Here is a 13,621-nt window from a genome sequence, read left to right on the forward strand (position 1 = left end):
GCCGAGCCCGGCGGGCGGGAGGAGGCTCAAGGGTGAGGCTTCTCGCGGCCCGCTCCCCGTCGGGTCGCGGCCCTTCGAAGGAGGTCATCATGGGAACCGCGGCAGACCCCGCCTTCGACCGAGACACCCTGCGCCGGGGCGTGGAAGGACAGACCCCGGAAGTTCTGCTCTCCCTCTACGCCGACGACGCGGAGCTGCGCATCGTGGACCGCACGACCCAGCCCAGCCACCCCAAGGTCCTGCACGGCCGGGACGAGATCGGCCGGATGCTGGAGGACGTGTACAGCCGCGACATGACGCACAAGATGGAGCGGTGCGTCGTCCAGGGTGACGAGGCCGCCTACAGCGAGAGCTGCGAGTACGCGGACGGCGTGCGCGTCCTGTCCGAGTCCATGATCTCGCTGCGCGGCGGAAAGATCACCGAACAGACCCTGATCCAGGCCTGGGACGAGTAGGACGCGGGAGGCCCCCGCTGCCACCCGCGCCCCGGACCGTCGTGATCAGCGCATCCAGGCGCTGTACGACATGACGTCGCCCTTTTTGACGCCGTACTCCGGTTCGTCGGCGGTGAAGGTGCTCTCGAGGCCGAGGACCGCACCGGTGGCCGGGTCGGTGATCAGCATGTGGCGGATGCCGGAGCCGTCGTAGACGTACGCCTGGCCGGGGCGTCCGAGCCGGTCGGTCACCCGGCCGACCGGCCGCAGTCCGTCGGTGCCGGCCAGGAGCCGGGCGAGCGTCGCGGTCTCCCGGGCGCCGAGGGTCCAGTGGTCGAGCAGGACCTCGACGGCGTCCAGCAGTTGGGGCGTGGTCAGCGGCGCGTCGTTGTACTGAACCTCCGTCAGATAGGCGCGCAGCCGTGCGGGGTCGTTCGGCGGCGGGGACTGGGGCGGGGCGTCGCTCCAGCTCGGCGGGTAGGTCCGGTCGCTGATGACGTGCCCGTCGTCGACGAGGTGTGGCTCGCCGCCCGCGTCGGAGAGGACCGGGCGGCCCGGGTGCCTCGGGTCGGTGGCCACGACGAGTTCGGTGTGGCCGGCGTCGGCCCGCCAGCGCACGATGCGTTCCTCGGGCAGGGTGATCGGGGGCTTGTCGTCCGACATGCCCAGGCTCCAGGACTGCACGTGCGTGCCCTTGCGCAGACGGGGCGAGCCGTCGGCCGCGGCCTGCTCGGCACGTTCGGCCAGCCGGTCCAGGGGCACGGGGGTGGAACCGGTCTGCACCACCAGCGGGCGGGGTGCGGCGACCGCCGGTGTGGTGTCCGGGCCGCTCAGCACGAGGGTGAGGGTCAGGGCGGCGACGACGGCCGTGGCCACGAGCCCCCAGGCCAGCCGGGGCCGGCCAGGGCCCGGCAGCAGCCGGTCCCACAGGCTGCGGGCGGGCCGCTCGCGCAGCAGTCGCCGGAGCCGGCGCTCCGCGTCGTGGTCCAGGGGGCCGTCGCCGAAGTGGGGGCCGTCGTGCGGCACCGGGTTGGCGCCGCGCAGCAGTTCGAGTTCGTCAGCCATGGCCGTGTTCCTTCGGGGCGGTCATGCGGGCGGCGGGCTTGGAGCACGGGGCACTGGCGGCACCGGCCGTGGGGGCCTTGCTCGGGGAGGAGGCGCGGGCGCGACGGGGGACGGCCCCCGACGCAGCGCACCCGGCTGCCGTCGGCGGCGACGGACACGGGGCACGGTGCCGGATACCGCCGGTGGTCGTGGAAGACGCGTCAGTCATCGTCCCGTCCTCCCACGGAGTGCGCGCCGGCCTTGGCGCGCTCGGGGGCCATGCGGTCGATCTCGGTTCTGAGGCGGCGGCGGGCCCGGTGCAGCCGCATGGCGGCGGCCCGGCTGCCGCAGCCGAGGGCGACCGCGACCTCGTCGACGCCGAGTTCCTCCCAGGCCGTCAGGCGCAGCACCTCCTGGTCGGCCGCGGAGAGCCGGGACAGTGCCTCGTGGACCCAGGCGCCGGGTGTGTCGGCCTCGGGGCCCACCGCGATGTGCCGTCCGTGCGCGGTGTCGTCGTTGCCGAGCCGGTCGACGAGCCGGCGGCGGCGTCCGTGGCCGCGTACCGCGTTGGCCAGGCAGTTGCGTGCCACGCCGTACAGCCAGGGCAGCGGGGAGGGCGGCAGGTCGGCCCGGCGGCGCCAGGCGACCGTGAACACCTCCGCCACCACTTCCTCCACCTCGCCGGCCCGCCCGTCCAGTCGCCGTGCGACATAGCGGCTGACCGCCCAGTAGTGCTCGCGGTAGGCAGCGGCGAAGATCTCGTCGTTGCTCATGTCCCGTTCGTGTCCGGCACCTTCTCGATCGTCACACCCGTTTTCGTGATGCTCGTCGCGTCAGTGAAGTGTGACGTCCGGGCGGGGCGCGGACACAGGCGGGGCATGAGGCACCTCAAGTGGCTGACGACCACGGATCACAAGACGATCGGCACGCTGTACCTTGCGACGTCGTTCGCGTTCTTCGTCATCGGCGGTGTGATGGCGCTGTTCATGCGCGCCGAGCTGGCCCGTCCGGGTCTGCAGATCATGTCGAACGAGCAGTTCAACCAGGCGTTCACGATGCACGGCACGATCATGCTGCTGATGTTCGCGACGCCGCTGTTCGCCGGCTTCGCGAACTGGATCATGCCGCTGCAGATCGGCGCGCCCGACGTGGCGTTCCCGCGGCTGAACATGTTCGCCTACTGGCTGTACCTCTTCGGCTCGCTCATCGCGGTCGGTGGCTTCCTCACCCCGCAGGGCGCGGCCGACTTCGGCTGGTTCGCCTACAGCCCGCTCTCGGACGCCGTCCGCAGCCCGGGCATCGGCGCCGACATGTGGATCATGGGTCTGGCCTTCTCCGGCTTCGGCACCATCCTCGGCTCGGTCAACTTCATCACCACGATCATCTGCATGCGTGCCCCGGGCATGACGATGTTCCGCATGCCGATCTTCACCTGGAACGTGCTGCTGACCGGTGTGCTGGTGCTCCTGGCCTTCCCGGTTCTGGCCGCGGCCCTGTTCGCACTGGAGGCGGACCGCAAGTTCGGTGCGCAGATCTTCGACCCGGCCAACGGCGGGGCGTTGCTGTGGCAGCACCTGTTCTGGTTCTTCGGCCATCCGGAGGTGTACATCATCGCGTTGCCGTTCTTCGGCATCATCTCCGAGGTCATTCCGGTCTTCTCCCGTAAGCCGATGTTCGGTTACACGGGTCTGATCGGCGCGACGATCGCGATCGCGGGTCTGTCCGTGACGGTGTGGGCGCACCACATGTACGTCACCGGCGGTGTGCTGTTGCCGTTCTTCTCCTTCATGACGTTCCTGATCGCGGTCCCGACCGGTGTGAAGTTCTTCAACTGGCTCGGCACGATGTGGCGCGGAAGCCTCTCGTTCGAGACGCCCATGCTGTGGGCGATGGGCTTCCTGATCACGTTCGTGTTCGGCGGGCTCACGGGTGTGCTGCTGGCCTCGCCGCCGATCGACTTCCACGTCTCCGACTCGTACTTCGTGGTGGCCCACTTCCACTACGTCATCTTCGGGACGGTGGTGTTCGCGATGTTCTCCGGCTTCCACTTCTGGTGGCCGAAGTTCACGGGCAAGATGCTGGACGAGCGCCTCGGCAAGATCACCTTCTGGACGCTGTTCATCGGCTTCCACGGCACGTTCCTCGTCCAGCACTGGCTCGGCGCGCAGGGCATGCAGCGGCGGATCCCCGACTATCTGGCGGTGGAGGGCCTGACGACGCTCAACACGGTGTCGAGCATCTCCTCGTTCCTGCTCGGCATGTCGATGCTGCCGTTCTTCTACAACGTCTGGAAGACGGCGAAGTACGGCGAGCGGGTCACGGCCGACGACCCCTGGGGCTACGGCCGTTCCCTGGAGTGGGCCACCTCCTGCCCGCCGCCCCGCCACAACTTCGTCGCCCTCCCCCGGATCCGCAGCGAGTCGCCGGCCTTCGACCTGCACCATGCTCAGGTCGCCGCGGCGGAGAGGGAGCTGACGCTTCGATGACCGCGATGAAGGGTCTCCCCGCGGACCTGCGGGCGTTCCACCACGAGGTCGAGGGTCATCTGCTCGCCGCCGCGGCGCGTGAGGAGGCCCGCACGGCCGCCGAGCGCTTCACCGCCGGGCTCGACTGGCTGCCGGAGGCCCAACGGCAGGAGGTGGAGCGGCTGTTCGCGGCGGAGCACCTCGCCCTCACCCGGGCCTCCTGGCAGCGGACGGCACACCGTGGGGAGGAACTGCGGGGCGAGTACGAGGCGGTGTACCGCGGGCTCCGCGCTCGCCTGCTGGCCGCTCTGCTGCTGGGAGTCACGCTGGTGGTCGCTGTGAACCTCGTGGTGCTGGGGCCTGGCTAGCCGTCTCGGTCCCTCGCCGTCTCGGTCCCCCGCCGTCTCAGTCCCTTGTCGGGGGCCGCAGTACCTCGATCAGGCTGGCGTAGCTGTCCTGTCCGTGACCCGCCGCGCCGGCCTTCTCCATGGCCGCCTTCAGCAGCTCGGGCAGCGCGTTGTCGATGCCCCGGGCCGCCGCCGCGTGGATGAGATGGTCGATGGCCGCGATCTGTACATCGACGGTGGCGTCGTCGCCCGGGTAGCGGCCCGCGTCCACCTGGAGCGCGTACGTGGTGAGGAAGCCCGCCACGGCGGTCAGCCAGCGGGTCGCGACGGGGGTGAAGTCGGCGGCGGGCGTCCCCTCGGCGCCGACCAGCGCCGTGCCGTGCAGCCAGCCGGTCATGGTGGACCACATCAGGCCGAGCAGCGCCGCGTCGTAGAGGGAGGCGAGGCCGGGGTCGGTGCCGAGGTGGAGGGGGTCGCCGAGGGCCGCCAGCGTGGGGCGGTGGGTTTCGAAGACCTGCCTCGAGCCGCTGTACAGGAACATCATGGCGGGGTCGCCGACGCCGGGCGGGGTCGTCATGATGGCGCCGTCGAGGTAGTCGGCGCGGTGGGACCGGGCCCACTCGACGGCCTCGTGGGCCTGCTCGGGGGAGCCGGAGGTGAGGTTGACCAGGGTTCTGCCCGCGAGGTCGGCGACGGCCGGTTCGAGGACCGTGTACAGCGCCTCGTAGTCCAGCACGCAGGCGATGGTCAGCGAGGAGGCGGCGACGGCCTCCTGGGGCGTGGCTGCCGGTCGGGCGCCGCGCTCGACCAGGGGGCGGGCCTTGTTCGGACTCCGGTTCCAGACGGTGGTCGGGTGACCCCGGTCCAGCAGCGCGGCGGCCAGGGCCGAGCCCATCGAGCCCAGTCCGAGCACGGTGACGGCCTGCGGTTCTGCGTTCATGCCCAACTCCTCGTGAAGCGTGTACAGGTGATGCGTGATCAGGTACCGCAACGCTCGCAGGGCGCGAAGATCGGGAACAGTGACAGTGGTGACGGCGTCCACCAAATTCCTGCCATACGCTTCGGGGCATGGGTGCTGGTTCCGTCGCCGTGGTCGTGACCGAGGAGATCGGGGTCCCGTCGTGGGATCTGTACGAACTGAGCATCCCCTGCACCGTGTTCGGCAAGCCGCAGCCGGATCTGGCCGATCCCTGGTACGACCTGCGGCTCTGCGGTACGGGAGCGGGGGCGCGGGAGGGTGCTGAGGGCCACGGGCTGACTCTGCGGACCCGCTACGGACTCGACGATCTCGCGGACGCCGACACGGTCATCGTGCCCTCGGTGCCCGACCCCTGCGTCGACGAGGGCAGGCCGCTGCCGGAGGGGTTGGTCGCGGCGCTGCGGCGCGCCCATGAAGCGGGCGCCCGCATGGTCTCGCTCTGTACCGGCGCGTTCGCGCTCGCCGAGGCGGGGCTGCTCGACGGCCGCCGCGCGACCGCGCACTGGATGCACACCGACCGGCTGGCCGAGCGGTACCCGAAGGTGCAGGTCGACGAGTCGGTGCTCTACGTGGACGACGGTGATGTCCTCACCAGCGCCGGGCTCACCGCGGGACTCGACCTGTGTCTGCATCTGGTGCGGCGCGATCTGGGCGCGCATGTCGCCAACCAGCTGGCGCGCCGCATGGTGGTGCCCGCCCACCGGCCGGGCGGGCAGGCGCAGTTCATCGAGCTGTCGGTGCCGCCCAGCGACGACGAGGGGCTGGCTCCCGTTCTGGAGTGGGCGCGGGCGAACCTCGATCGGCCTCTGACGGTCGCCGATCTGGCGCGGCGGGCCTCGATGAGTCCGCGTACGTTCTACCGGCGCCTCCAGGCGGCCACCGGGACGACTCCTCTTCAGTGGCTCCTCGACCAGCGGCTCGGGCGCGCCCGGTCGCTGCTGGAGTCTACGGACCTGCCGGTCGAGAAGGTCGGGGAGCTCAGCGGCCTCGGTACGGCCAACAACCTCCGTCACCACTTCCTCAAGCACATCGGGGTACCGCCGGGCGACTACCGGCGGGCCTTCCCCGGGGCGCCCGCCGGCGGACCCGGCCGGACCCGGGCCCGGCTCACGTCCGGGGAGTCCACCCCGGCGGACGCAGGATCGCCAGCAACTGCCGGACCAGTTCCTCGACCACCTCGTCCAGGGTCGCGTCGACCCATCCCGCGCTCCAGTCGTGCAGCAGGCCGTTGACGCTGCCGATGAAGCCCGTCGCCGCGAGGCGGTAGTCGCGGGGTGCGGCCTCCCCGCGCGCGGCGGCCGCGTCGGCCTCGGCGCAGATGAGGCCGACCCAGCCGGCCCGGCGGGCGAGCCGCTGTTCCTCCAGGCGCGGGCTGACGCCGATGATCTCGACGAAGGTGATGCGGATCCGGCGCGGATCGGCCGCGAGGTTCCCGGCGTAGGCGCGGAAGATGGCGGTGGCGCGCTCGACCAGCGGCAGGTCGGCGGATGCGGCCGCGGCCTCCAGGACCGCCGTCTCGGCCCAGCCGTTGACCTGGAGATGCAGCGCGGCGAGCACGTCCTCGAGGGTGCGGAACTCCTCGTAGAACTGACGGGTGGACAGTCCGGCCGCCTCGCTGAGCGCCGCGACCGTGGTGGAGCGGAAGCCGGGGGTGTCGCCGAACGACTGGAGGGCGGCGTCGAGGAACCGCCGGCGCCGCTCGGCCTGCCGCTCCTCGGCCGTCTTGCCGCCGTAGCGGCCGGTCGGCGCTCTGAGTCTCCCCGGCACCGGCTCTCCCTTCGTCGTTCGAACACCGATTTTGTCGTGCACGCGGTCTTGTGGAGAAGGCCGCCCCTTCCTTACTTTTCAGTAAGTTAATTCTGAAACCATGTGTGTTCAGATTCCAAGGAGCAGTCATGCCCGCTCTCCGACGACGGCACCTGTGTTCCGTAGCCGCCGCCCTCACCCTGACTTTCACCGTCCCCGCGACCGCCGCCCACGCGGACGCCCCGGACGCCTCCGCCGCGCTGCGCGAGGTGCTGTTCGTGGGCAACAACTGGGAAGGCACCGCCGATGTCATCAGGTCCACCGGCGACTTCGCGAAGATCGGCCGGATAGACGTCGTCCCCGACAAGGACGAGCGGATGGCGGAGATCAACGCCGATCCGATCCGGTGGATCGCCTTCATGACGATCCGCAACAGCGTCGGCGAGGGCCACGACCAGTTCGTCGACGACATGTACTCCACGCCGGACGGGAAGTCGGTGGTGGTCTCCCGGCCGAGCTTCGCCGACGTCGTCTCGATCGACCTCGCCTCCGGGCGGATCGACTGGCGCTTCCCGGTGTCCGGTTTCCGCGCCGACCACATGGCGGTCTCCCCCGACGGCAAGCGGGTCGCGGTGTCGGCGTCGACCGGCAACTCCGTGCACGTGCTGGACATCGAGACCGGCAGACAGCTCGGCAAGGCGGCCACCGGGGACAAGCCGCACGAGAACATCTTCACCAAGGACGGCAAGTACATCTACAACATGTCGATCGGCGAGGTGAACACGCAGACCGACGCCCCGTGGCTGGACTGGACGAAGGGCGACCGGCGCATCACCGTCATCGACGCGACCACGTACCAGCAGGTCAAGGTCATCGACATGCGCCAGCGCCTGGACGCGATCGGACTCAAGGACTACTCGGACGCGGTCCGCCCGGCCGTGTTCTCGCCGGACGAGTCGAAGCTGTACTTCCAGGTGTCGTTCTTCAACGGCTTCTTCGAGTACGACCTGGCCACCGACAAGATCACCCGTACGAAGACCCTGCCGAAGAACCCGGCCACCAGCGACGACCGCACCACGTTCGTCAACGACTCCCGCCATCACGGCATCTCGATGAGCCCGGACGGCCGCAAGCTCTGTGTCGCGGGCACCATGGACGACTACGCCACGGTCGTCGACCGCGCCACCCTCCAGGAGGGCCCGCTCGTCACCGCCGCCAAGCCCTACTGGGCCACGGTCAGCGGTGACGGCAGGAGTTGTGTGGTCTCCGAGAGCGGCTCCGACCAGGTCACGGCCATCGACTTCGCCACCGGGAAGAAGGTCGTGTCCGTGCCGGTCGGAGACCACCCGCAGCGCGTCCGGCTCGGTCATGTGGAGGCCGGCTGGACGAGCCCGGCCGGCTAGTCGACCTCCTTCGCGGCCCATGCCGCCAGCTCGGAGCGGGCCGCCTTCAGCAGGTCCGCCGAGGGAGCCGTCGCCCCGTTGGTCACCAGCGCGTAGTGCAGGACGCCCGAGTCCGGCGCGGTGAGCAACAGGCGGCGGCTTCCCGTGCCGCCGGGCTCCTGCGCCACGCCGACCGGGGTCGTCGAGGTGTACGCCGGCGGGGCGTGGGCCGTGCCCAGGTCGGAGACGACCGTGGTGGACACGGTCGGGAAGCTCGCCGGCAGGTGCAGTTCGGTGGGCGCCGGGCCGCCGTCCGAGCGCCACAGCAGCAGTCCGTACTGCCCCGACCCCACAAGCCGTTGCACGCTCGGCAGCGAGCCCGGCACCGGGTTCCAGGTCAGCGTCGTCGAGCCGTCCCGGGAGCGGTCCTCGTAGGTGAAGCCGACGGTCCTGCCGGCCGTGGCGCTCGGGTAGAGGCGGTCCAGGAGCCGGGCGTCCTGGCGCAGCACGGGCTTGCCCGAGTCGTCGAGGCGTACGGCGGACAGGTCCTCGTCGTTCCAGGCGTCACCGGTGGTGAGGACCTTGTCGGGGTTGCCGTTCATCGGCTCGCGGTGCCGGCCGTTGTAGATGTCCCACTGCCACTGCGAGCCGGAGAGCACGGGCCCCGAGGCGGCCGGGTCGGACCACCAGTCGGCCCCCTTCAGGCGTGAGTCGAGGGCCTGGTACATCCCTTTGAGGACGGTCGGCGCCTTGTCGGAGACATTGCCGGCCAGCGGGTGCCCGAACTCGCTGACCACGGCGGCGGTCCGCGCGGCGGCGGCCCGGTCGCGGACGGTGCGGAAGTCGCCCACGTACTGGCCGTCGGCCGCCTTGCCCCACATGAAGACGCCGGAGATGGCCTTCTGGTCGTAGAAGTGGGTGTTGAACACATAGCGCGGTCCGAGCGTGCCGGCGTCCAGCAGGCCGCCCTCCTGCTTCTGGAAGTCGAGGTTGGCGTTCCAGAAGAGGTTCGGCTCCACGAAGGCGGGCTTGTCCCGCCAGCCTGCCGTGTCCATGCGGGCCCGGAACTTCTCGTAGAACGGCCACAGCACGTCCTTCTCCCAGGCCCGGCTGGTCTGCCCGGAGTCGTAGACGCCCGCGTGCGGCTCGTTGTAGGGGTCGAAGCCGACGACGCCCTTGAACGGGTCGGCGCCCAGGTGCTGCCTGAGGTACGCCATGGTCTTCTCGGCGGTGGCGAGGAAGGCGTCCTGCACACCGTGCGCGTTGTGCCAGAAGTCGTACGAGGCTCGCTTCACGGCCTCGTTCTGGGTGATGTTCTGCCCCCAGAAGAGGCAGATCCCGCAGGACTCGTCGGGGTAGTTCCCGGCGTCCACCGCCCACTTGGGCGCGCCGTCGCCGGTGTACCAGCTGTCGGTGTCGAACAGGTGCCGGGAGTAGAGGTCCTGGTGGAAGTCGGGGTAGACGCGGATGCCGGCGTCGAGGAAGGCCCGCATCTGCTCGGTCGCGGCGGCCAGGTAGGCGGTGTCGACCTTGCCGCGCTCGGGCTCGGCGTAGGCCCAGGAGAGCAGGAAGCGGATGGTGTTGCCGCCGCCGAGGGCACGCAGGGCGGTCGCCGACTTCTTCGCGTCGGCGACCGAGGCGAAGGGCAGGCCGCCGTTCTCCGCCAGCTTGGTCTCGCCGGAGACGTTGTAGCCGCGGAGCACGATCTCGCGGCCGGAGGCGTCGGTGAAACGGCCGTCCCGCACGGTGACGGTCGGGTCGTCGAACCAGAGGGAGTCGGGAGGGGGCGCGGCGGTGGCGGGCGGGACGCCCGCCACCGTCAGGGAGCCGAAGAGGACAGCCAGGACAACCAGGAGACGTGCCCGAATAGTTGGCATGTCCACTACAGTCCGGCGATATCAGGACACCGTCAACACCCCTGACTCTGGAGTAAGTTCCCGCTCGGCCGGCTCGCACACGTCATCCGGACATTCTTCGTGTCACATTCAACAAGTACTCCTTCCTGTTCAGCGGGTTGTGGTCGGTGCGCGGGCGCCGCGGAACCGTGCCGTGCGTGACGGGCGCGTAGTGGTCGAAGACGCTCTCCAGCTCGCCCTCGCCACGGGTGAGCCCGGGCAGCCGCTGCTCCAGTTCGTGCACCCGCGCCGCGGGCACCGTGCCCGCCAGGACGCATCCGGCGCCCCGGGTCTCGGTCGTCCGCGGTACGGCGCCGAGCGCGGCCAGCACCGGCAGCAGCGCGCCGAGGGTGTCCGCCGGGGCCTCGACACGGAAGCGGTGCATCGGCTCGTGGACCCGGGTGCCGGCCCGCCGCAGCGCTTCGACGAGCACCAGCGGGGTCAGACCGCGGAAGTCGGCGCCGGTGCTCGACATGCTCTTGTCGAAGCCCTGGTGGGCGTGGCTCTGGCGGGGCGAGTAGCCGCTGTGGGTCATGGTGACCGTGCAGTCGGGGATCCGCCAGCCGTGCGGGCCCTGGTCGAGGGTCTCGCGCACGGTGTCCTCGACGGCCTTGAAGAAGGCGTACGGCATGGAGCCGAGCTCCACCTCCAGCCGGAAGCCGACGCCGGAGCCGACCGGTGCCGGGTCGACGCGCAGGCCGACCGTCGCGAGGAACGGGTTGGCGTCCTTCTTGTTGAACTCCACGGCCTGCCCGGTGCCGACGAGCCGTTCGACGCACAGCGGCGTGGTCTCGCGGAAGGTGACGCCGAGCCCGTACTCCTCGGCGAGGGTGGCCTGGATGACCTCCTTCTGCACCTCGCCGTACAGGGACACGGAGGTCTCCTGCCGCCGTTCGTCGTGGCGCAGGCCGATCAGCGGGTCCTGTTCGGCGAGTTGGGTGAGCGCGAGGTGCAGTGCGCCGCCGTTCACGTCCGGGCCCGGGACGACGACGGTCTCCAGGGTGGGCGGCGCGAAGAAGTGCTCGTACGCCTTGCGGGGTTCGCCGATCGCGTCGCCGATGCGGATGTCGCCCAGGCCCCAGAGCCGGGCGATCTGTCCGGCCACGACGGCGTCGCCGCGGGTGTCCGTCCCCTGCCCGAAGACGCTGATCGCGGTGATCCGGCCTTCGGCACCGTCCGTTCCGAACGGGATCCGGTCGCGGGTGCGCAGGGTGCCGGAGAACAGCCGGGCGTAGGCGGCCTTCTCCCCCGCCGGGCCCCGCTCGACCTTGAACACGGTCCCGGAGACCGGCCCGTCCGCGTCCCCGTCGGCCGGGGGCAGCAGTTCCTCGATCCCCGCCAGGAGCGCGTCCACGCCGGCGCCCGTGGCGGCGGAGCCGAAGAAGACGGGGTGGACCAGGGCCTCCCGGGTCCGAGCGACGAGAGAGGCGTGCAGAAGGGCGTCCGTGACGGTGTTCTCGACGTAAGCGGACAGCAGGGTGTCGTCATGGCCGGTGAGGACGTCGAGCGCGGCCGGGACGGGACCGGGCGAGAAGCGAGCCCGGCGCGTGCCGAGGCCGGTCGCGGTTCCCATCGGCACGATCGCGGGTGTCAGCCGGGCCGAGATCGCCCGCAGCACCTCCTCGTACCGTGCTCCGCGCCGGTCGATCTTGTTGACGAAGAGCAGGGTCGGGATGCGCAGCCGCTGGAGCGTCCGCATCAGCACCCGGGTCTGCGCCTGCACCCCTTCGACGGCGGAGACGACGAGTACGACGCCGTCCAGCACGCCGAGCACCCGCTCCACCTCGGCGATGAAGTCCGGGTGGCCGGGGGTGTCGATCAGGTTGACCGTCACACCGTCCAGGGGGAACGAGACGACCGCGGACTTGATGGTGATGCCGCGCCGCCGCTCCAGCGCGAGGGTGTCGGTACGGGTGTTCCCGTCGTCGACGCTGCCGATCTCGTCGATCACCCCGGCCGAATGGAGCAACCGCTCGGTCAGGCTGGTCTTACCGGCGTCGACATGGGCGAGGATTCCAAGATTGAGCACGTGCACGAAGCGTCATGTCCTTCGGAGAGAGGTCCGTTCCTGGCTGGGGGGACATGAACGCAGTTCGCATCTGCTGCTCCTCGGGACTCGAGTGACGTCGCTGGCCCGTGCAGTGCAGCAGACCGGCCCGAGGGGCCACAACGGAATTAACCCCGGCCGGGGTACCCGGTGCGGTGCGTGGAAGGAGCGGATCGTGCGTGACATCCTCCCGGCGCTGGGCCGCTGGTATGCGGCCGGGCTTCCGTTCGGCCTCGCGACGGTCGTCGAGGTCAGCCGCAGCGCGCCGCGCGACCCGGGTGCGGCGATGGCGGTGGGCCCGGGCGAGGAGGTCGTGGGGAGTGTGTCCGGGGGCTGTGTCGAAGGTGCGGTGTTCGAGCTGGCGCGGGATGTCGTGGCGAGCGGCGAGGCGCGTCTGGAGACCTTCGGTTACAGCGACGCCGACGCCTTCGCCGTCGGCCTGACCTGCGGCGGCGAGATCACGCTGCTGGTGCGTCCCGTGACGCCCGAGCGGGATCCCGCGTTCGGCGCGGTCGTCGCCTCGGTCGCCGCGGATGAGCCCATCACCCTCGCCACGGTGACCGACGGCCCGGCGCCGCGCGGAGCGACGCTCGCCGTCCGGCCGGACCGCGTCGCCGGCACGCTCGGCGCGAGCGGCCTGGACGCGGCCGTCACCGCCGACGCCCGGGGCGAGCTCGCCCTGGGCGCCACCGGTCTACGGCACTACGGGCCGCGGGGGCAGCGCCGCGAGGACTCCGTCAGCGTGTTCCTGGAGTCCTTCGCGCCGCCGCCGCGGATGCTGGTCTTCGGCGCCATCGACTACGCCGCGGCCGTGGCCCGCATCGGCGACTTCCTCGGCTACCGGGTCACCGTCTGCGACGCCCGGCCCGTCTTCGCCACGCCCCGGCGCTTCCCCGAGGGCGTCGAGGTGGTCGCACAGTGGCCGCACCGCTATCTGCGCGACACGGACACCGACGCGCGCACGGTGATCTGCGTCCTCACCCACGACCCCAAATTCGACGTGCCGCTGCTCCAGGAGGCACTGCGCCGGCCGGCCGCCTACATCGGGGCGATGGGCAGCCGCCGCACCCACACCGACCGGGCGGAACGTCTGGCCGAGGCCGGTCTCACGGAACACGAGTTGTCCCGGCTGCGCTCACCGGTCGGCCTCGATCTCGGGGCCCGTACCCCGGAGGAGGTGGCGGTGTCCGTCGCCGCGGAGATCGTCGCACTGCGCTGGGGCGGCAGCGGCGCCCCGCTGACCACCACTGAGGGAGCGGTGCATCCGCTCCGCTCCTCCTGA

11 protein-coding genes and 1 pseudogene are annotated in these 13,621 nt (G+C 71.0%); 6 read left to right on the top strand and 6 right to left on the bottom strand.

Features of this window, described 5'->3' with window-relative positions:
• Positions 1 to 89: 89 nt before the first annotated feature.
• On the top strand, positions 90 to 455 hold the full coding sequence (locus ACFT32_RS01925) for a nuclear transport factor 2 family protein (RefSeq protein ID WP_382484665.1): 366 nt from the start codon (positions 90 to 92) through the stop codon (positions 453 to 455).
• A gap of 45 nt (positions 456 to 500) precedes the next feature.
• Here the strand turns inward: ACFT32_RS01925 and ACFT32_RS01930 are convergent, their stop codons facing one another.
• Both ACFT32_RS01930 and ACFT32_RS01935 read right to left on the bottom strand, forming a co-directional pair.
• On the bottom strand, positions 501 to 1,499 hold the full coding sequence (locus ACFT32_RS01930) for a CU044_5270 family protein (RefSeq protein ID WP_382484667.1): 999 nt from the start codon (positions 1,497 to 1,499) through the stop codon (positions 501 to 503).
• Between the two features lie 200 nt (positions 1,500 to 1,699).
• Entirely contained in the window at positions 1,700 to 2,251 is a 552-nt protein-coding gene (locus tag ACFT32_RS01935; protein WP_382484669.1) for an RNA polymerase sigma factor, read from the bottom strand.
• A 105-nt stretch (positions 2,252 to 2,356) separates the two neighbouring features.
• Here ACFT32_RS01935 and ctaD point away from each other — a divergent pair, with 105 nt between their 5' ends.
• Together ctaD and ACFT32_RS01945 are read left to right on the top strand one after the other, a co-directional pair.
• Positions 2,357 to 3,964: a cytochrome c oxidase subunit I gene (ctaD, locus tag ACFT32_RS01940; RefSeq protein WP_382484671.1), complete on the top strand. Its 1,608-nt coding sequence runs from the start codon at positions 2,357 to 2,359 to the stop codon at positions 3,962 to 3,964.
• Positions 3,961 to 4,311, top strand: a complete 351-nt coding sequence (locus ACFT32_RS01945) for a hypothetical protein (RefSeq protein WP_382484673.1) — start codon at positions 3,961 to 3,963, stop codon at positions 4,309 to 4,311. The genes ctaD and ACFT32_RS01945 overlap by 4 nt, the downstream gene beginning before the upstream one ends.
• Positions 4,312 to 4,348: 37 nt before the next feature.
• On the opposite strand, the gene ACFT32_RS01950 is transcribed toward ACFT32_RS01945, so the two are convergent.
• Entirely contained in the window at positions 4,349 to 5,230 is an 882-nt protein-coding gene (locus tag ACFT32_RS01950; protein ID WP_382484675.1) for an NAD(P)-dependent oxidoreductase, read from the bottom strand.
• Between the two features lie 128 nt (positions 5,231 to 5,358).
• Here ACFT32_RS01950 and ACFT32_RS01955 point away from each other — a divergent pair.
• Positions 5,359 to 6,369, top strand: a pseudogene (locus tag ACFT32_RS01955) (GlxA family transcriptional regulator); the annotation flags it as partial.
• A gap of 7 nt (positions 6,370 to 6,376) precedes the next feature.
• On the opposite strand, the gene ACFT32_RS01960 reads toward ACFT32_RS01955, so the two are convergent.
• Positions 6,377 to 7,036, bottom strand: a complete 660-nt coding sequence (locus ACFT32_RS01960) for a TetR/AcrR family transcriptional regulator (protein ID WP_382484677.1) — start codon at positions 7,034 to 7,036, stop codon at positions 6,377 to 6,379.
• A 128-nt stretch (positions 7,037 to 7,164) separates the two neighbouring features.
• On the opposite strand from ACFT32_RS01960, the gene ACFT32_RS01965 reads away from it, so the two are divergent.
• The gene (locus ACFT32_RS01965; RefSeq protein ID WP_382484679.1) at positions 7,165 to 8,418 is read left to right on the top strand and encodes a YncE family protein; all 1,254 of its coding nucleotides are present in this window, start codon (positions 7,165 to 7,167) and stop codon (positions 8,416 to 8,418) included.
• Here the strand turns inward: ACFT32_RS01965 and ACFT32_RS01970 are convergent.
• Both ACFT32_RS01970 and ACFT32_RS01975 read right to left on the bottom strand, forming a co-directional pair.
• Positions 8,415 to 10,274, bottom strand: a complete 1,860-nt coding sequence (locus ACFT32_RS01970; protein ID WP_382484681.1) for a cellulase family glycosylhydrolase — start codon at positions 10,272 to 10,274, stop codon at positions 8,415 to 8,417. The genes ACFT32_RS01965 and ACFT32_RS01970 overlap by 4 nt on opposite strands.
• Before the next feature lie 82 nt (positions 10,275 to 10,356).
• A complete protein-coding gene (locus tag ACFT32_RS01975) occupies positions 10,357 to 12,327 on the bottom strand; it encodes a GTP-binding protein (RefSeq protein WP_382484682.1) in 1,971 nt (656 codons plus the stop codon).
• 187 nt (positions 12,328 to 12,514) lie between these two features.
• Here ACFT32_RS01975 and ACFT32_RS01980 point away from each other — a divergent pair, with 187 nt between their 5' ends.
• Positions 12,515 to 13,621: an XdhC family protein gene (locus tag ACFT32_RS01980; protein ID WP_382484684.1), complete on the top strand. Its 1,107-nt coding sequence runs from the start codon at positions 12,515 to 12,517 to the stop codon at positions 13,619 to 13,621.

It is taken from the genome of Streptomyces sp. NPDC057002 (genome assembly GCF_042673825.1).
In the GTDB taxonomy this organism is placed as follows: Bacteria; Actinomycetota; Actinomycetes; order Streptomycetales; family Streptomycetaceae; genus Streptomyces.